Here is a 20,042-nt window from a genome sequence, read left to right as displayed (position 1 = left end):
TTCAAACCTCCGCGGCGCTTCTGATTTTTATGCGCCGCACCAACCCCTTTGAACCCAAAGAACCCGCTGAACCCTTTCGCATGTAATCAAAGGGTACCACGCTCGAGGGGCTAACCCTGAACCCCGAACCCTTAAACTTTGATCTTATTTCCAAACAATCAATCACATAAATAACAAAAGAAGGAATCATTATGGCTAAAAGATACTATGAACTGCATGTCGCTGGATGCACGCGCCAGCTGCCGATCCTGAATATTTCCGACACCCTTGCCATCGCAGGCTTTGTCATACTGGGCGATACAGAGATCGTCACCCGCACCGCAGAGGAATTGGCGAAGAAGGTCCCCGAGGGGACGGATATCATCCTCACCGCGGAAACGAAGGGCATCCCGCTCGCCCATGAGATGGCGCGTGCGCTTGGCATGAAGAAATACATCGTCGCACGTAAAAGTGTGAAGGCCTATATGGAGAATCCGATCTGCGTCGAGGATGAATCCATCACGACCATGGGCAAGCAGCGTCTCTACCTTTCGCAGGACGATGTCGATCTCATCCGCGGCAGGAAGGTCCTCCTTGTCGATGATGTCATCAGCACCGGCGGCTCCATGAAAGCGATGAAAGAGATCACGGAAAAAGCAGGCGGACAGGTTATCGGGGAAGCAGCCATTCTCGCGGAAGGCGATGCTGCCAAAAGAGAGGATATCATTTTCCTCGCGCCGCTCCCGCTCTTTGAGGCGGAGTGACTGGTAGCTAGGAATTAGTGGCTAGGGATTAGGTTTGCGATACGAGAAAACCGCTAGTTTCAAACCTCCGCGGCGCTTCCATATTTTTATGCGCCGTACCACCACCGTTGAACCTTCTAAACCTGTTGAACCCGCTGAACCCGCTGAACCTCTTTCGCATGTAATCAAAGGGAACCACGCCCGAGGGGCAAACCCCGAACCCTGAACCCCGAACCCTTATACCCTTCCTTCTCCCCCTTCATCTATGCTATAATAAACAATACGAATTATTCCATTCACAAGATTCATTTCCTACAGGAGGAAAACGATGAAGCATCAGGAAATTGTGATGATTGTTGACTTTGGCGGACAGTACGCCCAGCTCATTGCACGCCGTGTACGTGAGTGCGGTGTCTACTGCGAGATCCTGCCATACAACAAAAGCGCAAAAGAAATTTTAGCCCAGCAGCCGAAGGGGATCATTTTCTCCGGCGGCCCATCCAGCGTCAATGCGGAAAATGCGCCGGAGATCGATCCGGACGTATTCAAAGCAGGCGTGCCGATCCTCGGCATCTGCTACGGCATGCAGCTCATGGCCAAGACCTTGGGCGGCGAAGTTTCTAAACCTGAAAAACATGAATACGGTCACACCGATTTCTACAGAAACGGCAGCTCCGTACTCTTCGAAGGCGTCTCCGAAAAGACAGCGGTATGGATGAGCCATGGCGATGCAGTCACAGAGATGCCGGCCGGCTTCGGACTCACCGGTCACACCGACCTCACCCCGACTGCTGCGATGGCAGATGAAGCCCGCCGTTTCTATGCTGTCCAGTTCCATCCGGAGGTCGTCCACACCCCGGAAGGCACCACCATGCTGAAGAACTTCCTCTTCCACATCTGCGAATGTGAAGGCGGCTGGTCCATGGGCAACTACATCGACATCGCTGTCGAAAATATCCGTGAAAAAGTCGGAAATCACAATGTCATCTGCGCCCTCTCCGGCGGCGTCGACTCCTCTGTCGCAGCTGTCCTCGTACACAAAGCCATCGGCGATCAGCTGACCTGCGTTTTCGTCGACCACGGCTTCCTGCGTCTCGGCGAAGCAGAACAGGTCGTCGATACCTTTACGAACAAATTCAACATGAAGCTGGTACACATCGATGCATCCAAGCACTTCATGTCGCTTCTGGAAGGCGTCACCGAACCGGAAAAGAAACGTAAGACCATCGGTGCAGAATTCATTCATACCTTCCAGGAAGAAGCGAACAAGCTCGAAGATGTGAAATTCCTCGTACAGGGCACCCTCTATCCGGACGTCGTAGAATCCGGCACCGCGACCGCTTCTACCATCAAGTCCCATCACAATGTAGGCGGTCTCCCGAAGGATATGAAATTCTCCCTCATCGAACCGCTTCGTGAACTCTTTAAAGACGAAGTCCGCGAGCTCGGCCGTCAGCTGGGCCTTCCGGAAGAAGTCGTCAATCGTCAGCCATTCCCGGGACCAGGCCTTGCCATCCGTATCATCGGCGACATCACCCCGGAACGTCTCGATATCCTGCGCCGTGCGGACTTCATCGTGAGAGATGTCATCCATAAGCATGGTCTCGACAATACCATCTGGCAGTCCTTCGCCGTCCTTCCGGCAGCGATCCGTTCCGTCGGCGTCCAGGGCGATGAAAGAACCTATGACTACACCGTAGGCATCCGTGCCGTCACCTCCTCGGATGGTATGACCGCCGACTACTTCCGCTTCCCGTGGGAAGTGCTCGACGAAATGAGCCGTCGCATCTGCAACGAAGTCGCTGGCGTAAACCGCGTCGTCTACGACATCACCTCCAAGCCACCGAGCACCATCGAGTGGGAATAATAAATCATAATTATCAAAAGTCCCGCCTCCCCCTTGTGGAGGGCGGGATTTTTGGATGAGCGAAATGAGAAATTAGAAATGAGAAAGGGGGGTGGCGGCTGCGCCGAAATCCTTCTGCGCAGTCCTTCACTTTCTGAGCACGATTTTCTAACAAAAAGGCATTTAACTCCGCACAGTATGATGAAAAGGGCGATGTCCGTTAAGGAAAAGATGATTCGTTTTCGTAACATATTCAGAATGTGCATAGGGGGATAGCGGCATTCTCGTATCGTCATCCCGACCGAAGTGGAGGGATCTTTGTTGTTCGCGGTATAACGGAGGACTGGGAAAAGTTAAAAATGGGAAACCTGTTATCTTGACTGGCGTATAATACGGTGTTTCATACAAAAAAGTAACGTACCTGACGCGGATTTCCGCTGCAACAAAGATCCTTCAGCTACGCGCGGGGGGACGGAGCAAGATCAATTTTTGCCTAGCATTGATTTCCCTAGGCAGAGCCAGTCTTGGAATACGAATCTGCACTTTCAAATGTGGTAGAATACAAAGAGGAGTACAGAGAGTTTTTCCATCCAGTCCTAAGAGGAGGGAACTTATGATCGATGAAGCTGAATTTCAAGACGCGCTGGCATGCTATAAGCGGGATTTCGTTCGTAAACAATGGCCGCGGGAGAAGTGGAAATGGGAAGCGGTGAAGTGGTTTCAGGATCATTGGGATATGGAAGCGGAAGATTTTGCGGGAATGTTGGATGCTTCTCTGTCTAAGACGTCTATCTTGCTTGCTGCTAGTAACAACTATCCTAAACAGATGATAGTTGTTTTTGCACAAGCAGCTCCTGAAGAAGTACGAGACATGTTTCGCCAGCTCTTTGACGAGAAGCAGGATGTTATCGATAGAATCGTTTCATTTAAAGAGAAATCGGTCACGCTGTTGGACAGATATGGGGGCGGAGCGAAGAACCATTATCAGACAGAAAATGCAATCAGCGTGTATTTATGGCTTCGCCATCCGGATAAGTATTACATCTATAAGTACGGTGAAATCAAGGCCGCTATTCAAAAACTTGGTGGAGATGCCCATTTTGTGAAAGGACGTTATGAGGAGAATCTCCGCAATTTCTATCGCATCTATGATGAGGTTTGCGCTAAACTGAGTCAGGACGATGAGATGAAGCGCCTGCTGCAGTCGCAGTTGACAGACACCTGCTATCCGGATCCGGCGCTGAAGACGTTGACGTTTGACTTCGGCTTCTATATCAGTCGTTATCTTGTGAATTCCACGCCAGTACCGACTGTCCCAGAGCCTGAGCCCATCGTTTCTTCGGGAAAATCAAACTACTGGTTTCTGTCCGCGAATCCAAGAATTTGGAGTATGTCGTCGCAGGCGGTGGGTGAAGTACAAGCTTTTACGCTTGTGAATGACAATGGGCACAAAAGGCGTATTTACCAGAATTTTCTCGATGCCAAGGCGGGGGATCGTGTGATCGGTTATGAGTCTAGTCCGTCGAAGAAAATCGTGGCCTTACTAGAGGTTAGCCAGGCGCAGGATGGGGAAAAGATTTATTTTAAGAAGCTGGAGGGACTATCAGCTCCGATTGACTTTGCCGCATTTAGAGACACGAAAGAACTGCAGTCGATGGAATATTTCAATATGACGCAGGGAACGCTCTTTAAGCTCAGTAAGAATGAGTACGACTGTCTGATGGATATGATTCGTGAAGAGAATCCTGCGTCGCGTGTGAATGAGTCATACGCTGCCTATACGAAAACGGATTTTCTTAAAGATGTCTACATGGGTGAAGACAAATATGACCGTCTGATTTCCGTGCTGAAGCGGAAGAAAAACATAATCCTGCAGGGGGCGCCGGGCGTGGGGAAGACGTTTGCCGCCGAGCTGTTGGCGTATTCGATGCTTGGGAAGAAAGATACTTCCCATGTGTCACTGATCCAGTTTCACCAGAACTATTCCTATGAAGATTTCATCATGGGGTATCGTCCGACGGAGAATGGTTTTGTGCTAACGCCTGGGGTTTTCTACGAATTCTGTCAGAAGGCGCAGCAGCATCCGAAGGAAGATTATTTCTTCCTGATCGATGAAATCAATCGCGGGAACATGAGCAAAATTTTTGGCGAGCTCCTGATGCTGATCGAAAACGGCTATCGAGGAAAGCCTGTGATGCTTTCCGCTAATGGAGAATCGTTCACTGTGCCGAAAAAACTATATGTGATCGGTATGATGAATACCGCTGATCGCAGCCTAGCGATGATTGACTATGCGCTTCGGCGGCGGTTCAGCTTCATTGAGATGGAGCCCGGCTTTAAGACAGAGGGGTTCAAAGCCTACCAGAAGAGGCTGGGAAATGAGACGTTTGACAAGCTGATCGCGGTGGTCGAGCGGCTGAACGAAGAAATAAAAAACGACAGCTCGCTGGGGAAGGGCTTCTGTATCGGGCATAGCTATTTCTGTGGACTGGAAAATCTAAAGGACTCGATGGTCGGCCAGATGCGCGAGATTGTAGAGTACGACATTCTTCCGATGCTCGAAGAGTACTGGTTTGACAGTCCGGCGCAGGTGGCAAAGTGGGAGAGTGAGTTGCGCGGGGTCCTGGCATGAGAAAGGATCACGGACACCTCATTCGAAATATCTATTACATGCTCTCCTATGCATTCCAGACGCTGGAGGCGAAGTCCTATGCTAAGGTGGCGGCAGAGGATTTCCCTGACATGCAGAATTTTTTCGCGGCGATCCTTGCGAAGGGCATTAGCTGGCAGATCAAGCAGGGGCTTTCACGTTCTTACGAAGAGAAGCGCGAGGTGTTGGCAGGTGTCCGCGGACGTATCGATATGCCGGAAAGCATGCGACTCTTGCTACGGAAAAAACGCAGGCTCTTCTGTGTATTCGATGAACTTTCAGAAAACCATCTGTTGAATCAAGTCATCAAGACAACGGTCATGCTGCTTCTCCGGCATGGAAGCGTAGAGCCCAAGTACAGGAAAGCGCTCAAGAAGCAGATGCTCTTCTTCTCGCAGGTGGATGTTTTGCGCCATACGTCGATTTCCTGGAATACGATTCGCTATCAGAGAAATCAGCAGAATTATCGCATGCTGCTTGCAATTTGCCAGATGATTATGGAAGGACTGCTGCAGACGGACCAGCAGGGAACATACCATGTGCGGAAATGGATGGATACGCAGCGCATGAGCCACTTGTATGAGAAATTCATTCTCGCCTACTACCGGCGGCATTTTCCTGCGCTTTCTGCCGGTGCGCCGCAAATTCCCTGGGCACTCGATGAGGAAAATGGTGCGCTTCTCCCGGTGATGCAGACCGATGTGCAGCTGGAGCAGGGGGGCGGCGTGCTGATTATAGATGCCAAGTACTACAGGCATATTCTGCAGTCAAGGTATGAGACGGACAAACTCCGCTCAGCGCACTTGTATCAGATTTTCACCTACGTCAAAAACCGGGCGTATGAGCGGCAGGAAGGGCAGCGTGTATCGGGGATGCTTCTCTATGCAGGTACCGACGAAGCCTTGCAACCTGATCATATCTATCAGATGCATGGCAATCAGATCGAGGTCAAGACACTCGACCTCAGCCGCCCCTTCGAAGAAATCGCGGGCGCGCTGGACGCGATAGTGAAAACCTATTTCCCCTCCTGCCCTGCAAGAAAATAGAAAGGAAGCCGCGCGCGGCTTCCTTTGCTTTTCAGATCATGGAGGGTAAAACGAGGTTGGCATCCATAATTTCAAACCCTTGGATCCCTCGGTTCATCCCTCATCAGTTCGAGCTATTTAAGGAAGCCATGTATAAAAATGTAAGAGTAAAATCAGACAACGATTTAATCAGTGTTTCCTTAATCAGCGTTTCCCGGGTGACTACTGTTTAACATATGACGTTTTCCTCCGATTAGGATGACGAAATGAGCTGCAGAATTTTATATAAATACGGAACGACCTGTTTTTTGTTATGAGGGGTATTGGGGCGCTCTATGAATTGTGCGCCCCTTCCATCACTCCTCACTCCTAATTCCTCACTCCTCACTTTGACTCGAAGCGTGTTACAGCTTTGTTGTCTCATATCCAGTGAACAATATCAGGCAGCAGTCCCAAGTCCCCATTCGAAAGGAGCCACCCATGAGCCTTATCAGACGAAATCCCGATCTTGCTGCAGCGGCGCTCCTTGCGCTCGTGACGGCGTGTTTCTCGGAGGTCAGCTTTTCCTCGCTGAGAGAGAGTATCAATTTCCCGCTCCTGGCGCTCCTTTTTTCTCTCATGACCATCGTAGCGGCTCTTCGGCGCGCCGGATTCTTCAGCGGCCTTTTCTGCCATCTCTTTCAGAAGCCCATGAATAGCCGGCGGATGGGGCAGGTATTCCTCTTTCTCTCCTTCTTTACCTCCATGGTATTCACGAATGACCTCTCACTCATCATCTTCGTGCCGCTTGCGATTTCTCTCTTCAAAGAGGCCCATGCCCTCCGCCTGGTGATCCCTGTCCTCACATGGATGACCATCGCGGCGAATCTGGGCAGTATGCTGACGCCCATCGGAAATCCGCAGAATCTTTTCATCTATGCCCACTACCATCTGCCGCTTGCCGAATTTCTCTCCATCACCGCACCCATCACTGTCCTCTCGGCCGTCCTGCTCTTCCTTGCCAGCTATACGCTGGAAGATCGGCCGCTCCTGCTCCGCTTCGCAAAGCCGACAGGCATACCGCGTCTTCGTATCGCGCTCCTGCTCCTTCTCTTTGCACTCTGCCTTTTGAATGTCCTTCGCCTCCTCCCGATTTCATTCCTCCTTGCGATCGTCATCCCGGCTTGTGCGCTCCTTGACCGGAAGGCCTTTCGCGAGGTCGACTACAAGCTGCTTGCGCTCTTCCTAGCGCTTTTCATCGCGGTAGGAAATCTGACGCACATCCCAGGGCTTCAGGAGAAACCGGCCGCGCTCCTTGCCGGACACGAATTCTGGATCTCTCTTTTCCTTTCGCAGGTCGTGAGCAATGTCCCTGCGACCGTCATGCTCTCTCCGTACACGGAAAACTATACCGCGCTTCTCCTAGGCGTCAATATCGGAGGCCTCGGTACCCTCATCGCGTCCATGGCGAGTCTCATTTCCTTCAAGGCGTATCTCTCGATGCGATTCCACTTTGCCCGTGCCTATTTTCTCGTCTTTACCGGGGCGAATTTGGGCTTTCTGGCCGTTCTGATCGGGGCGTACCTAGTGCTGTGGGGAAAGTAGGAAGGAAGATCGGCGTACACGCTAAAAAAGCCCGCCTCTTTCATAGAGAGGTCGGGCTTTTTTAGTATGCCTGTCAGGGGAAAATGCGACTGCGCTGGACAGCCGGCAGCCGCTATTTCTTTGGCTTGGGCAAGGTGAAGGAAGAAATGAGCGGGATGAGAGTGATCAGGGCGATCACGTAGAAGGTCGTCTCCAGACCATACATGTCGCCGACCTTTCCGAGGAGCGGCGCTGTGATGCCACCGACGCTGACGGCAAGGCCGAGCGTGATGCCCGAGGCGAGGCCGACACGGTTCGGCAGGTACTGCTGGCCTAGAACGACCATCGGGCTGTACGTAAGATTCAGAGCCGCACCGAGGACGATGAGGCAGAGGATACCGAGAATGGAGCTGTCCGTCCATGCGAGAATGAGCGCGGCAGGAAATGCGAGGAGGAAGCCGAAGCGGACGAAGGTGCGATAGCCATGCTTGTCGCCCAGCTTTCCGCCGATCAGTGTGAAGAGCGCGCCGATGCCATAGTATACGCTGAGGAGCAGGTTGCTGAAATTCTGTGATTCATGGAAATGATTCATGAAGTAAAGCACGATGAAGGTATTCAGCCCGAGGTACATGATAGAGCGGCCGAAAACGACGGCGCCGAGACGACAGAAGGAGCCCCACTGGTCCGGTGCGTCCGTCACGGCGTGTTTCTTGTGTGAGGAGATCGATCTCTCGCCGATGGCCTTCAGACGGGGATAGAGAGCGAGAAGGAGCACGCAGATGATGATCTCTGGGATAAAGAAAATGAGCGTGCCCGGCAGGCCGAAAAAGGCGATCGATGCAGAGATGATCGCTGCGCCGAAGGTGAAGCCCATATTGCCGCCAAAAGAAAAGACCGAAAGACTGATGCCGCGGTTGTCATCTGTCGAGACGCGGTTGACCATGAGCGCGCCCTGCGGGTGAAACATCGCGACACCGATGCCAGAGATCATCGTGAAGAGGCAGAGCAGATAGAAATCTGACGTGACGCCTGTCAATGCGATGCCGCTGCCTGCCATGAAGAGACCGAGCGGCATGATCCAGGGCCAGTTGTGCTTGTCGGAGAGAGTCCCTAAGAGTGGCTGGATGAGTGAACCGATGATGTTTGAGGACAGCACCAGCATAGCAGCGGTTGCGTAGTCATAGTGATAGGCCGCGACCAAAAAGGGCAGTACCGCCGCCAGTGCGCTCTGATTGATGTCCGAGCAGAAATGGCATGCGGCGAGCAGGGTCTGATAACTGAAAAATCTCATAATACCTCCTTGTCGAAACACAGACTTGGCATGATGCAGAATCCTTCGTGCGTGCCTATGTTTCCTTCCATGATAACCTTATAAGTATATAGTAAAACTGATTTCAAAGCTATATGGGATCGATACGTCACTGCGCGATTTGAGCCAGTGCGGATATGTGCTTCCGGGGGATGTCCTGCGGGCCATCAATCTGCGCGAGACATGCCGGCCGAGCGTGATCTCCTTGACAGGGGAAAGGCTCTCATGCTATATTTCCTATAACATAGCAACAAAACCGCTGCTTCGCCACCGGGTGGAGCAGACAGGCGTTTCAGTCATTCTCCGTAGGTACGGCGCAGCCGGGAGAGAGTGGCTGGAGCGTCTTTTTTTTGAGAGGAGGATCTCCATGCTTGCTCTATGGTGGCCTGTCGTTCTGATCGTTGTGGCTGATGTGATATACCAGATCTGCGCAAAGAAGCTGTCGTCCGCCGCCTCTCCGCTCGCGGCACTGGGGGCGACGTACCTGGTGAGTGCCTTGATCTGCGTGCTGCTTTTCGAGGTGCTTTCTCCGGCGGGAGATCTCATGGCGGCGCTTGCCGCTGTGCCGTTTCCGGCGGCCATCGCAGGGGTCTCCATCGCAGGGCTGGAGGTGGGGACGATCTACATGTATCGTGCGGGCTGGCCGATGAATGTGGGATTTATCGTGTACACGGGGATCATTGTTGTGCTGCTGCTCTTCATCGGTTCTTGTATTTACACGGAACCGATGGGGCTTATGAAGCTCGCTGGGGTCGCACTCACCTGTCTTGGCATGTTTTGTATTGTAAGGTAAGGAGAAAATAGATGTTTTCGACTTGGTGGCCGCTTCTTCTCGTTGTCGCATCCAGTGTGGGATATCAGGTGGGGATGAAGGAAGTCTCCGATATCGGGGATCCTATGGCTTCTCTCTTGGTGACGTATCTTGCAGCGTCTGTCGTTTCCTTTGTGATCTACTTCTTTCAGTCTTTGGGGAAGGAGAGCTTTTTGCGCGGCGCATTTTCCGTGAATCTTTCTGCCATAGGGATGGGACTCGCGATCGTCGGCATCGAGATGGGGACGCTCTTCATGTACCGGGCCGGCTGGGCGGTGAATGTGGCTTTCGTCGTGTCGAACAGTCTCATCGTAGCGGCGCTGATGCTGACAGGATTTCTGATCTATAAAGAGAAGCTGACTCTTCGCCAGCTCATCGGGGTGGGGATTTCTCTTGCAGGGATCCTGTGCATCGTGATGGGATGAGACTTTGATCACGCGGGACTCACAATTCCTGCAAAACCCGTATAATCAAGCTATATTCATAACAAAAGCAAAGGCGCTGCCCATGGGCTCAGATGTCTGAAGTCTGAGGTCTGAGAACGGAAGTCTCCAAGTCTTCCAATTTTCCATCCCCGTTGACAAATAGGGGACACAGATTATAATAACTACAGGTGCAGAAAACGCACTGCCTTTTAGCTGGCATCGCTTGCGCGGGCTGGACTGCAGAGCGCGTTCGCGCCTGTATTTTATTGACGGCTTATATCTCACGGAGAATAAGAACGGAGGAACAGGTATGGAACAAAACAATCCCCATCAGAATCAGACTTTTATGAGTATTCGCGAGCTGACGATTTCCGGGCTGCTCGCAGGGATCACGATCTTTCTCGGACTGACAGGCTATGGATTCATCCCGCTCGTCGTGATGAATGCGACGATCCTGCACATCCCGACCATCATCGGGACGGTCGTCGCAGGGCCGAAGGTCGGCATTCTGGTCGGTTTCCTTTTCGGGCTCTTTTCTTTCATTCAGACGCTGCGTGCGCCGAGCCTGATGATGCAGTTCGCACTGCAGTACAGTGTCATCGCTGATGCGTTCATCTGTATCGTGCCGCGGATCTGTATCCCGATCGTGGTGTGGCTTCTTTATAAGTACATTCCGGGGAATGCGCATTTGCGTGCCGGCATCTCAGCGGTGGGCGGGGCGATCACGAATACGGTGCTCTTCCTGGGCTCCTTCTTTCTGCTGGTCGGCGCACCGTATGCCGCAGCGAAGGGAATCTCTGTCGAAGCGGTCGGTCTGATGATCATGGGGATCGTCACTGCAAATGGTATCCCGGAAGCTCTCGTCTCCGGTGTCATCGTGGTGCCGATCGTCATGGCACTCAAAAAAGCAGGATGGAAAATGAAATAAGAAAGCAAGCAAAAAGCCGGATGCATGGAATGTGCATCCGGCTTTTGAAATGGTTCGGGTTTAGCTCGCGAGGGTGGGCGACCTTTGAATTAGAAATTAGAAATTAGAAATGGTGGTGCGGCGCATCATATTTATAAAGCGCCGCGGAGTTTTGATAACGCTTCGCGCCGTCGTCATTTCGAGCGTAGCCGAGAAATCTCTATGGCAGAACGCTCATTGCCTGATGTGAAACAGCACCAATACGTTGTTTCTCCTCAGTGCATACGTGCTGATTATTGCAGTGCAGTAAAGATCGAGGGCTGCGCTCGGGATGACGCTACGGGGAATCCTTAGTCCCCAGTCACTCCCAATCCCTGATCCCTAATTCCAAAAACTACGCTTCTTCCTTCCCACGCAGTCTTTCATCGCAGAGAGCGATGAGCTCTTTGGCATCTGCGTTTGCTTCTTTACAGAGAGTGCCGATGGTGGTTTTCATATCCTGTGGCATGGCGATGGATTTCTTCTGGAAGACGGGAAGGAGCTGCGGGTAAAGGGTGAGGATGGTCTCCATCGGCGTGTCTTCGGTGAGGAGCGGCTTCTTGTATTTATCCGCGATGAATTCGTTCATCTCACCGATGATCTCAAAGACGTCGATGCCGTGGCCCTGAGCAGCCTGCCAGAGGTTTTCATCATAGGAGACGAAGCAGCCGACGCAGGACATGCCGTATTCCATGAGGAAAGGTCCCATTTCCGGGTATACTTCGATGATCTGCATGATGTTGTTTTCCGGACGTACGAAGTCGCCTTCTTTGAGCGGCGGTACGTCGGGGGCGCCCCAGGAAGAGCCGTAGTAGTCATTTCCGGCATCATTTCCCGCTGTGGTGTTTCCGAGGACGGTATCGCGGAAGGCTTCATAGCCCATGGCATCAATGAATTCTTCCAGAGACTGGTAGGACTCATGTTCCAGATAGTAGGTGCAGGCTTTCACCATGATAGAGAGGGCATCGGCCGGGAACTGTGCAAAGGCGAAGAAGGTCTTCTTGCCGGTGTAGATGTCCCAGCCGTCCGACATGCCGACTGCACGGATCGGGAGCGGGGAGACGATGGTGGCGGTCAGGATGCATGCCGGCCAGGTGCCGAAGGCAAGGAGACCGAGCTCCTTCAGCGCGCCCTCTACGTCATCCTTGGAAAGCCCGGAGATGATCGGGCGGGCTTTCGGATCGAGGATGTAGGTGCCGTCAAATTTCTCGGAGACGCTCTTCATGTTCTTTTTCAGCTCGGCGCGGCCGTCCTGAATATCCGGAATGAAATCGATTTCAATGGAAAAGGTCAAGTTATCTGCGGTCATGTAAACAAACTCCTTTCAAAGAGCATAGATTTTCTATACATTGGGATGCTACGCTGATGATATGCTCGTAAGCATACATATTCTGTGCTTTCACAATATCCTATTATAGCATAGAAGGAAATCGATGGGAAAGATGTTTTATTAGCGAGTCAGTTTTGGTACAATGGGGGAAGCGGTGACTGGTGGCTGGGAGACATGAGGCTCTCGTATCGTCATTTCGAGCGAAGCGAGAAATCTTCCTTGCAGACCGCTAAACGAAGGATGTGTGAAAGCAGAAATACGTAGCACCAAGGCGTCGTTTTCCTGCCGGTACCTATGTGATACTGATCGCAGTGCAAGAAAGATCCCTCGGCTGCGCTCGGGATGACGACGGCGCGAAGCACTATAAAAATTTCGTGTCGCTTCCATATTTTTACGCGTCGCACCACCATTCCTCATTCAAGCAAAGCTTTCATTCAGGGTCAAGGGGCACCATGCCCTATGGGCTATCATAATACATACTCGAAAAACACTAAGGAGACAATCGCATGCATATTTTTTTGACGAATGATGATGGATATGAAGCACCGGGCATTGTCGCCATGGCGAAGAAGCTGGCGACGCTCGGGCGCGTGACGGTGATCGCGCCGGATAAGGGACGGAGCTCCTGCTCCTCCTCCCTGTCGCTGCAGACATATCTGCGCCTGTGGTACAAGGAAAGCTATGGGGAGAACATCACTGTGCTCGCCTGCAGCGGGACGACGGCAGACTGTGCGAAGCTCGCACTCTGCCACTGGCTCAAGAGCGATATGCCGGATCTCATCGTCTCTGGGATCAACAATGGCTACAACACAGGAAGCGACTGCATTTACAGCGGGACCGTCGGCGGTGCGCTCGAGGGCATCTTCGCCGGGATACCGTCTATTGCGCTCTCTGCGGAGACGACAAAGGAGGAGGCTTTTCTGGAAAAGGCATCAGACTTTGCCTTGGATGTTGTGAAGCGATATTTCATCGAGAAGAACTATCGCGGCATCCTGAATCTCAATATGCCCAAGCCTGCTGAACATCTCTCCTTCGCGCAGCTCAAGGTGAAACGCCTCGGCCTGCAGCACTATGACAATGCGATCCGGGAAATGAGAGATCCGTCCGGTCATCTGGGCTTCTGGCTCTCCGGCAAGGCGCTCTCCTGCGAAGATCCGGAGACGGATGTATACTGGGCACACCGCGGCTATCCGACCCTGACGCCGATCACTTGGGATCAGACGGATGCGGGGAAGATGGATGAGGCCATGAAAATCGTGCCCGAGGCTGAGGCTTCGCGAGTGAATGGAGACTAGGAGACATCGGGCGCCCGTATCGTCATTTCGAGCGGAGCGAGAAATCTTCCTTGCAGACCGATAAGCGATGGATGTTTGAAAGCAGGGATGAGTGGCTAGGGATTAGGAGTTTCGAGTGAATGGTGACTAAGAGACTAGGAGACATCAGACTCCCGTATCGTCATTTCGAGCGCAGCGAGAAATCTTTGTCATTCGCGGCTTAGTGGTCGATGTGTGGAGCCCCAAACGGGAAGCCTGCCATCAAGAGACCTTCGGGCATCGCCGTCATCTATACTCTACGGCACTTCTATATTTTTATGTGCCGCACCACCATTTCGCATTTCTCATTCAAGTGAGGCTTTCAATCGTAATCAAGGGGCAGTACGCTCCAAGGGCTAACCCTACACCTTTCTCAAAGAGCCAGCATGTGCATTGCAGGCTCTTGATTTTTTCAATTGACAGAACACCCCAGGGGGGTGTAGTCTATGGGTGACTGGTGACTGGTGACTGGTGACTGGTGACTGGTGACTGGTGACTGGTGACTGGTGACTGGTGACTGGTGACTGGTGACTGGTGACTGGTGACTGGTGACTGGTGACTGGTGACTCTCTCGTATCGTCATTTCGAGCGCAAGCGAGAAATCTTTTTCGTTCGCGGGGCAAATGGACGATGATAGGAAAGCCCAAATGGGAAATCGGTTATCAAAAGCCTTTCGTGCATCGCCCCATATACTCGTGGCGAAGCCGCCACTACAACCCTGAACCATGAACCCATCAACTTGAACCATTCTCACTTTATTTCGAAAGGACATCTGTCATGACTGAAAAAATAACGACCACATCCTGCGAGTGCTGCCGTCACACGGAGCGAACGGAGCGGGAAAGAAAACGGCTGATGACGCGGCTCAAGACCATGGAGGGACAGATCCGCGGGATCGAGAGGCTGGTAGAGAATGATGCCTACTGTCCCGACATCGTGATGCAGGTCTCTGCCGTGTCAAATGCGCTGAACAGCTTCAACAAGCTCCTTCTTGCGGCCCATATTCGCGGCTGCGTTGCCGAAGATATTCGTGAAGGCAAGGAGGATAAAGTCGATGAGCTCTGCGCGATGCTGGAGAAATTGATGAAGTAGAAAGGAGCGGCGTCATTTCGCGTGAAGTGAGAGGAAGCCGGACTTTGCGCAAATCAATGGCAGACCGATTTCTGGTGCTTCCTTTCATAGGAAGAAGCAGAATAGTTGACTTGGATTTTTAGAAAGGGTGATGGGGAAGGAAAGGGAGAGCGCAGCCGAGGCTCTCGCCGCTCCTTTCCAGCAAGACCCATAGGATCTGCCGACCCGTGTGCTGACCGCTTTCCCGGATCGTGGTGCTGACAGGGTGTGGCAGCTTGGAGGTGAATCGTGGATCACGAAACAAATAAAAAACAGTATCTGGTGACCGGCATGACGTGTGCGGCGTGTCAGGGTCATGTGGAGCGGGCGGTGAAAAAAGTGCCCGGCGTTTCCAAGGTCTCCGTGGCTCTTTTGACGAATTCAATGATCGTCGAGGGGACGGCCGGAGAGGACGACGTGGTGCGTGCGGTGGAGAAGGCAGGCTATGGAGCTTCACCCATGGGAGATACGAGGGCGAAAGGCAGTCCGCTGATCTCTGCCGAAGAGGAAGCACTGAAGGATCGCGAGACGCCGCGGCTGATGAAGCGCCTCATCTGGTCCATCCTTTTTCTGGCGCTTCTCATGTACATCACGATGGGGCATAATATGCTTTCCTGGCCGGTGCCTGCATTTTTGGATCACAACCATCTGGGGCTGGCGCTTTCGCAGATGCTGCTCGCGCTCTTTGTGCTGGGGATCAATCGTGACTTTTTCATTTCCGGTATCCGCTCGCTCTCGCAGGGCGCTCCGAATATGGATGTGCTGGTCGCGATGGGATCGGGGATCTCCTTCCTCTGGTCACTCTACATCTTCTACCGAATGACATGGCTCATCACAAATGATGTGTCGAACATGAATATCATGCCGCTCTACCATGATCAGCTCTACTTCGAGTCTGCTGCGATGATCCCCGCACTCATCACCGTGGGCAAGCTTCTGGAGGCTCTCTCAAAGGGGCGCACGACGGATGCGCTGAAGTCGCTCATGAGGATGGCGCCGAAGGAGGCGCTGCTCCTCCGAAACGGAGAGGAGATCCGTCTCCCGGTGAGCGAGGTCAGAGTGGGGGATATCTTTCTGGTGAAGCCGGGCGAAGCGGTCCCTGTCGATGGAGAGATCCTGTCGGGGACGGCAGCGCTTGATGAGGCGGCGTTGACGGGCGAGTCGGTGCCGGTCGACAAGGGGATCGGCGATGCCGTGCGTGCGGCCTCGATCAATACGAATGGATACATCCAGGCGAAAGCGACGCGCGTGGGTGAGGATACATCCTTTGCGCAGATCATCCGCATGGTGAGTGAGGCGGCTGCGACGAAAGCACCGATCGCCCGTATGGCAGACAAGGTCTCCGCCGTCTTTGTGCCTGCGGTCATTGGCATCGCTGCCCTCGTCTTCGCAGCGCATCTGGTATGGGGAAGCAGCGCGCAGGAGGCCCTGACCTATGCCATCACCGTTCTCGTGATCTCCTGCCCCTGTGCGCTGGGACTTGCCACGCCGGTCGCGATCATGGTAGGAAATGGTCTGGGCGCGAAGAATGGCATCCTTTTCAAGACGAGTGAAGCGATGGAAATGACGGGTCGTATAGAGATCGCGGCGCTCGATAAGACAGGGACGCTCACCGAGGGCGCCCCCCGCGTGACAGACATCGTACCCAAGGACGGTGTTTCGGAGGAGGAGCTTCTTCAGGCAGCGTATGCGCTGGAACGGAGATCGGAGCATCCGCTCGCACGCGCCATCGCCGATCTTGCGGAAGAGAGAGGGATCAAAGCAGAAGAGATCACGGATCTTCTCATCCTTCCGGGAAAGGGTCTCACAGGCAAAGAGCAGGGGAAAACGCTCTTTGGCGGTTCCCTTGCCTACATCACGTCTCTGACAGATACGACCTCTCTTCGCGCCCGTGCGGACGCACTCTCCGAAGAAGGGAAGACGCCGCTTCTTTTTATGAAGGACGGTATACTTCTCGGGCTCATCGCTGTCGCAGATGTTCTCCGGAAGGATTCGGCCAAGGCCGTGCAGGAGTTGCATGCGATGGGCATCGAGGTCGTCATGCTGACGGGAGACAATGAAAAGACGGCTCGTGCCATCGGAGAGGCAGCCGGCGTCGATACCATCCTATCGGGGGTCCTTCCGGAAGGGAAGGAAGCGGTTGTCAGGAAGCTGGCAGAGCGCGGGCATGTCCTCATGATCGGCGACGGCATCAATGACGCGCCTGCTCTCACACGTGCCGACGTCGGTATGGCGATCGGACACGGGACTGACGTCGCGATCGACTCCGCCGATGTGGTACTCATGAATTCGCGCCTGACGGACGCGACGGCAGCCATCCGCCTTTCAAGAAAGACACTGCGAAATATCCACGAGAATCTCTTCTGGGCTTTCGCCTACAATGCGCTTTTGATCCCCATGGCAGCGGGGCTGTATCCGGGGATCTCCTTAGAGCCTATGTGGGCGGCGGCAGCGATGTCGCTTTCCAGTCTCAGCGTGTGCCTGAATGCGCTCCGTCTCGGCCGTGTGAATATCCATGATGCATCTCATGACAAGCCTCTCAGGCATCGCGTGGGCACCAAGGAAAAAGAAGTCACTCCCGTGAAGGAGGGAAGCCCCGGCTGCGCCATTATCCATGTCGAGGGCATGATGTGTGAGAACTGCGAAGCGCATGTGAAGAAAGCATTGGAGACTCTCCCCTCCGTGACCTGTCTGAAAGCCGATGCCAAGACAGGGAAGGCGACCATCAGCTACACACTGCTGCCCCAGGAAGCCGACCTCAGGAAGGTTCTGGAAGCAGCAGACTATACATATAGATCGATTCAATTTCCAAAGGAGGAAAACGAAATGAAAGAAACAGTCAAAATCGAAGGCATGATGTGCGGTCACTGCGAAAAGGCGGTGAAGGCAGCACTGGAAGCGCTGAGCGGCGTGGAAAAGGCAGACGTCTCTCACGAGAAGGGCACGGCGATCCTGACACTTTCCAAAGAAATCCCCGACGCAGACATCCGGAAAGCGGTCGAAGATAAGGACTACACCTTCAAAGGGATCGAAAAATAACCCGGGACGTGTGCGGCAGAGTGTGCTCTCCTTTTTCCAAAGTCAGGGGCTAGGCGTGAGCATGGCATGGGGATCCTCATACTTGCCATTTCAGGGGGCTTCTCTCCGGTCGTATGAAAATGCAGCACTGCGAGCTGACGATGGCCGGATCAGAAATCCACTGACTGCTTACTTGTCATTGACGGCATGTCGATAGGTATGCTACAATACATACTATCGATATGCCGGAGTGGCGGAATGGCAGACGCACCAGACTCAAAATCTGGCGATGGCGACATCGTGCGGGTTCAAGTCCCGCCTCCGGCACCAAATGATCCGAACCTTTCTGGAGGAAGGGTTCGGATTTTTGATTGGAATAGGTGCAATGGTTAGCCCACGGGCGTACTGCCCATTGATGGTGAGTGAAAGCTCTGATCGAATGAGAAATTAGAAATGAGAAATGCGAAATGGTGGTGCGGCGCATAAGAATATAGAAGCGCCGCGGACTATAAAAAATGGCGATGCCCGAAAGTGGCATTTAGTCACCAGTCACCAGTCACTAGCTACTAGCTACTAATCCTTGCCAACCATTTTCTCGAAAGGAACGTATCATGGACATCTTATCCATCGGAGAAATACTGATCGACCTCACGCAGACCGGGGTGAATGCAAAGGGCGTGCCGCTCTATGCGGCAAATCCGGGCGGCGCGCCGGCCAATCTGTCTGTCGCGGCATTCCGGCTCGGGGCGAGGACGGCCTTCATCGGCAAGGTCGGGGATGATGCCTTCGGGCGTTACCTGACGGACGTTCTCAAAAAGGATGGCGTCGACGTGTCTGCGCTTGCCGTCGATGCCATGCACCCGACGAGCCTTGCCGTCGTCTCTGTCGATGCAAACGGGGAACGGAGCTTCACGTTTTATCGGAGATCCCATGCGGATACCATGCTCATGGAGGAGGAGATCCAGGATTTTCTCCTGAAACAGGCACACATGGTGCATTTCGGCTCGGTGTCTCTGACGGCGGAGCCGGCCCGCGGCAGTTTGCTCTCTGCCATCCGCCGCGCAAGATCCTATGGCGCGGTCATCACCTATGATCCGAACTACCGCGCCCGTCTCTGGGACGATCCGCGGGAGGCGATCATCGTGATGCGCCAGCCGCTGCCGCTCGTGGATATTCTCAAGGTGTCCGAAGAAGAGCTTCCGCTCCTTTCTGGCTCGGAGGACTGGGAGGAAGGGAGCCGGCGCCTGATGGAGAAGGGCATTCCCCTCATCCTTGTGACGCTCGGAGAGGCAGGCTGCTTCTACCGGCTCGGGCATTTGACCGGCCGCGTCCATGGCTTCCCTGCGAAAGTCGTCGATACGAATGGTGCGGGAGACACGTTCTTCGGTGCGGCCCTTTCCAAGCTTTGCCGCGAAGATCTCAGCCGTCTTTCGCAGGAGCGCTTGGAAGACATCCTTACCTTTGCAAACCGTGCGGCCAGCCTTTCGACGACCAGAGCCGGTGCGATCCCTTCGATGCCTCGATTGGAAGAATTGGAGTGACTAGTGACTGGGGACTAGTAGCTAGGGATTAGGAGTGACTGGGACTAGTGACTAGGGATTGGAAATTAGGAGTCTCGAGCGTCTGCTGATGCTCTCGTATCGTCATTTCGAGCGAAGCGAGAAATCTTTGTCATTCGCGGTCAGGCAGTCGATGTTTGGAAAGCTCAAAACGGGAAACCTGTTCTCAAAGAAACCTTCGAGCATTGCCACTATTGATACTCCGCGGCGCTTCTGATTTTTATGCGCCGCACCATCCCCGTTGAACCCCTTGAATCTTTTTCCCATATCATTTGACACGTATCTTTCCCCTTTCTATAATGAAAGACATGTATAACGAAAGACATGCGGCAGAATATCTGCCGATGATCTATGGAAACGCTGATTCAATCTGACAATGATTGAATCAGTGTTTCCCTACAAGGAGCTGATCATA

At 53.2% G+C, this 20,042-nt stretch carries 15 protein-coding genes and 1 tRNA gene; 13 read left to right on the top strand and 3 right to left on the bottom strand.

The window, feature by feature from the left end; genetic code table 11:
- Positions 1-191: 191 nt before the first annotated feature.
- From ACGG9R_RS08065 to ACGG9R_RS08045, 5 genes are all read left to right on the top strand, one after another.
- A complete protein-coding gene (locus tag ACGG9R_RS08065) occupies positions 192-743 on the top strand; it encodes a phosphoribosyltransferase family protein (protein WP_390153720.1) in 552 nt (183 codons plus the stop codon).
- 307 nt (positions 744-1,050) lie between these two features.
- The gene (guaA, locus tag ACGG9R_RS08060) at positions 1,051-2,589 is read left to right on the top strand and encodes a glutamine-hydrolyzing GMP synthase (RefSeq protein ID WP_390153717.1); all 1,539 of its coding nucleotides are present in this window, start codon (positions 1,051-1,053) and stop codon (positions 2,587-2,589) included.
- 715 nt (positions 2,590-3,304) lie between these two features.
- Entirely contained in the window at positions 3,305-5,200 is a 1,896-nt protein-coding gene (locus ACGG9R_RS08055; protein ID WP_390153714.1) for an AAA family ATPase, read from the top strand.
- Positions 5,197-6,264 (top strand): 5-methylcytosine-specific restriction endonuclease system specificity protein McrC, encoded by a 1,068-nt coding sequence (gene mcrC / locus ACGG9R_RS08050; RefSeq protein ID WP_390153711.1) that lies wholly within the window; start codon positions 5,197-5,199, stop codon positions 6,262-6,264. The genes ACGG9R_RS08055 and mcrC overlap by 4 nt, the downstream gene beginning before the upstream one ends.
- Positions 6,265-6,723: 459 nt before the next feature.
- Positions 6,724-7,827, top strand: a complete 1,104-nt coding sequence (locus ACGG9R_RS08045) for an SLC13 family permease (RefSeq protein ID WP_390153708.1) — start codon at positions 6,724-6,726, stop codon at positions 7,825-7,827.
- A gap of 112 nt (positions 7,828-7,939) precedes the next feature.
- Here ACGG9R_RS08045 and ACGG9R_RS08040 read toward each other — a convergent pair whose 3' ends face one another.
- The gene (locus ACGG9R_RS08040; protein WP_390153706.1) at positions 7,940-9,097 is read right to left on the bottom strand and encodes an MFS transporter; all 1,158 of its coding nucleotides are present in this window, start codon (positions 9,095-9,097) and stop codon (positions 7,940-7,942) included.
- Between the two features lie 385 nt (positions 9,098-9,482).
- Between ACGG9R_RS08040 and ACGG9R_RS08035 the strand changes: the two genes are divergently transcribed.
- The 3 genes from ACGG9R_RS08035 (at position 9,483) to ACGG9R_RS08025 (ending at position 11,279) form a co-directional block, all read left to right on the top strand.
- Entirely contained in the window at positions 9,483-9,908 is a 426-nt protein-coding gene (locus ACGG9R_RS08035; RefSeq protein WP_390153703.1) for a hypothetical protein, read from the top strand.
- Positions 9,909-9,919: 11 nt separating this feature from the next.
- Positions 9,920-10,351 carry an EamA family transporter gene (locus ACGG9R_RS08030; RefSeq protein WP_390153700.1) on the top strand — a complete coding sequence of 144 codons (432 nt, stop codon included), beginning with the start codon at positions 9,920-9,922 and terminating at the stop codon, positions 10,349-10,351.
- Between the two features lie 310 nt (positions 10,352-10,661).
- The gene (locus ACGG9R_RS08025; protein WP_390153697.1) at positions 10,662-11,279 is read left to right on the top strand and encodes an ECF transporter S component; all 618 of its coding nucleotides are present in this window, start codon (positions 10,662-10,664) and stop codon (positions 11,277-11,279) included.
- 373 nt (positions 11,280-11,652) lie between these two features.
- Here the strand turns inward: ACGG9R_RS08025 and ACGG9R_RS08020 are convergent, their stop codons facing one another.
- Complete coding sequence (locus tag ACGG9R_RS08020) at positions 11,653-12,606, bottom strand: DUF1858 domain-containing protein (protein WP_390153694.1); 954 nt, start codon at positions 12,604-12,606, stop codon at positions 11,653-11,655.
- Positions 12,607-13,133: 527 nt separating this feature from the next.
- On the opposite strand from ACGG9R_RS08020, the gene surE reads away from it, so the two are divergent.
- The 5 genes from surE (at position 13,134) to ACGG9R_RS07995 (ending at position 19,609) form a co-directional block, all read left to right on the top strand.
- The gene (gene surE / locus ACGG9R_RS08015) at positions 13,134-13,922 is read left to right on the top strand and encodes a 5'/3'-nucleotidase SurE (protein WP_390153691.1); all 789 of its coding nucleotides are present in this window, start codon (positions 13,134-13,136) and stop codon (positions 13,920-13,922) included.
- Positions 13,923-14,717: 795 nt separating this feature from the next.
- Entirely contained in the window at positions 14,718-15,032 is a 315-nt protein-coding gene (locus ACGG9R_RS08010; RefSeq protein ID WP_390153688.1) for a metal-sensing transcriptional repressor, read from the top strand.
- Between the two features lie 267 nt (positions 15,033-15,299).
- Positions 15,300-18,089, top strand: a complete 2,790-nt coding sequence (locus ACGG9R_RS08005; RefSeq protein ID WP_390153685.1) for a heavy metal translocating P-type ATPase — start codon at positions 15,300-15,302, stop codon at positions 18,087-18,089.
- Between the two features lie 223 nt (positions 18,090-18,312).
- Positions 18,313-18,398 (top strand) — tRNA-Leu (locus tag ACGG9R_RS08000).
- Positions 18,399-18,679: 281 nt separating this feature from the next.
- Positions 18,680-19,609: a carbohydrate kinase gene (locus ACGG9R_RS07995; protein ID WP_390153682.1), complete on the top strand. Its 930-nt coding sequence runs from the start codon at positions 18,680-18,682 to the stop codon at positions 19,607-19,609.
- 102 nt (positions 19,610-19,711) lie between these two features.
- On the opposite strand, the gene ACGG9R_RS07990 is transcribed toward ACGG9R_RS07995, so the two are convergent.
- Entirely contained in the window at positions 19,712-19,906 is a 195-nt protein-coding gene (locus ACGG9R_RS07990; RefSeq protein ID WP_390153679.1) for a hypothetical protein, read from the bottom strand.
- Between the last annotated feature and the right edge of the window lie 136 nt (positions 19,907-20,042).

It is taken from the genome of Dialister sp. i34-0019-2H8 (assembly GCF_042846925.1).
In the GTDB taxonomy this organism is placed as follows: domain Bacteria; phylum Bacillota; class Negativicutes; order Veillonellales; family Dialisteraceae; genus Dialister.
The sequence above is the reverse complement of the archived record's forward strand: the minus strand, read 5'-3'. Positions and strand labels throughout refer to the sequence as shown.

Coding starts and splice junctions, on each gene's coding strand:
- ACGG9R_RS08065 (WP_390153720.1), top strand. CDS start 192: ATGGCTAAAAGATACTATGAACTGCATGTCGCTGGATGCACGCGCCAG.
- guaA (WP_390153717.1), top strand. CDS start 1,051: ATGAAGCATCAGGAAATTGTGATGATTGTTGACTTTGGCGGACAGTAC.
- ACGG9R_RS08055 (WP_390153714.1), top strand. CDS start 3,305: ATGGAAGCGGAAGATTTTGCGGGAATGTTGGATGCTTCTCTGTCTAAG.
- mcrC (WP_390153711.1), top strand. CDS start 5,197: ATGAGAAAGGATCACGGACACCTCATTCGAAATATCTATTACATGCTC.
- ACGG9R_RS08045 (WP_390153708.1), top strand. CDS start 6,724: ATGAGCCTTATCAGACGAAATCCCGATCTTGCTGCAGCGGCGCTCCTT.
- ACGG9R_RS08040 (WP_390153706.1), bottom strand. CDS start 9,097: ATGAGATTTTTCAGTTATCAGACCCTGCTCGCCGCATGCCATTTCTGC.
- ACGG9R_RS08035 (WP_390153703.1), top strand. CDS start 9,483: ATGCTTGCTCTATGGTGGCCTGTCGTTCTGATCGTTGTGGCTGATGTG.
- ACGG9R_RS08030 (WP_390153700.1), top strand. CDS start 9,920: ATGTTTTCGACTTGGTGGCCGCTTCTTCTCGTTGTCGCATCCAGTGTG.
- ACGG9R_RS08025 (WP_390153697.1), top strand. CDS start 10,662: ATGGAACAAAACAATCCCCATCAGAATCAGACTTTTATGAGTATTCGC.
- ACGG9R_RS08020 (WP_390153694.1), bottom strand. CDS start 12,606: ATGACCGCAGATAACTTGACCTTTTCCATTGAAATCGATTTCATTCCG.
- surE (WP_390153691.1), top strand. CDS start 13,134: ATGCATATTTTTTTGACGAATGATGATGGATATGAAGCACCGGGCATT.
- ACGG9R_RS08010 (WP_390153688.1), top strand. CDS start 14,718: ATGACTGAAAAAATAACGACCACATCCTGCGAGTGCTGCCGTCACACG.
- ACGG9R_RS07995 (WP_390153682.1), top strand. CDS start 18,680: ATGGACATCTTATCCATCGGAGAAATACTGATCGACCTCACGCAGACC.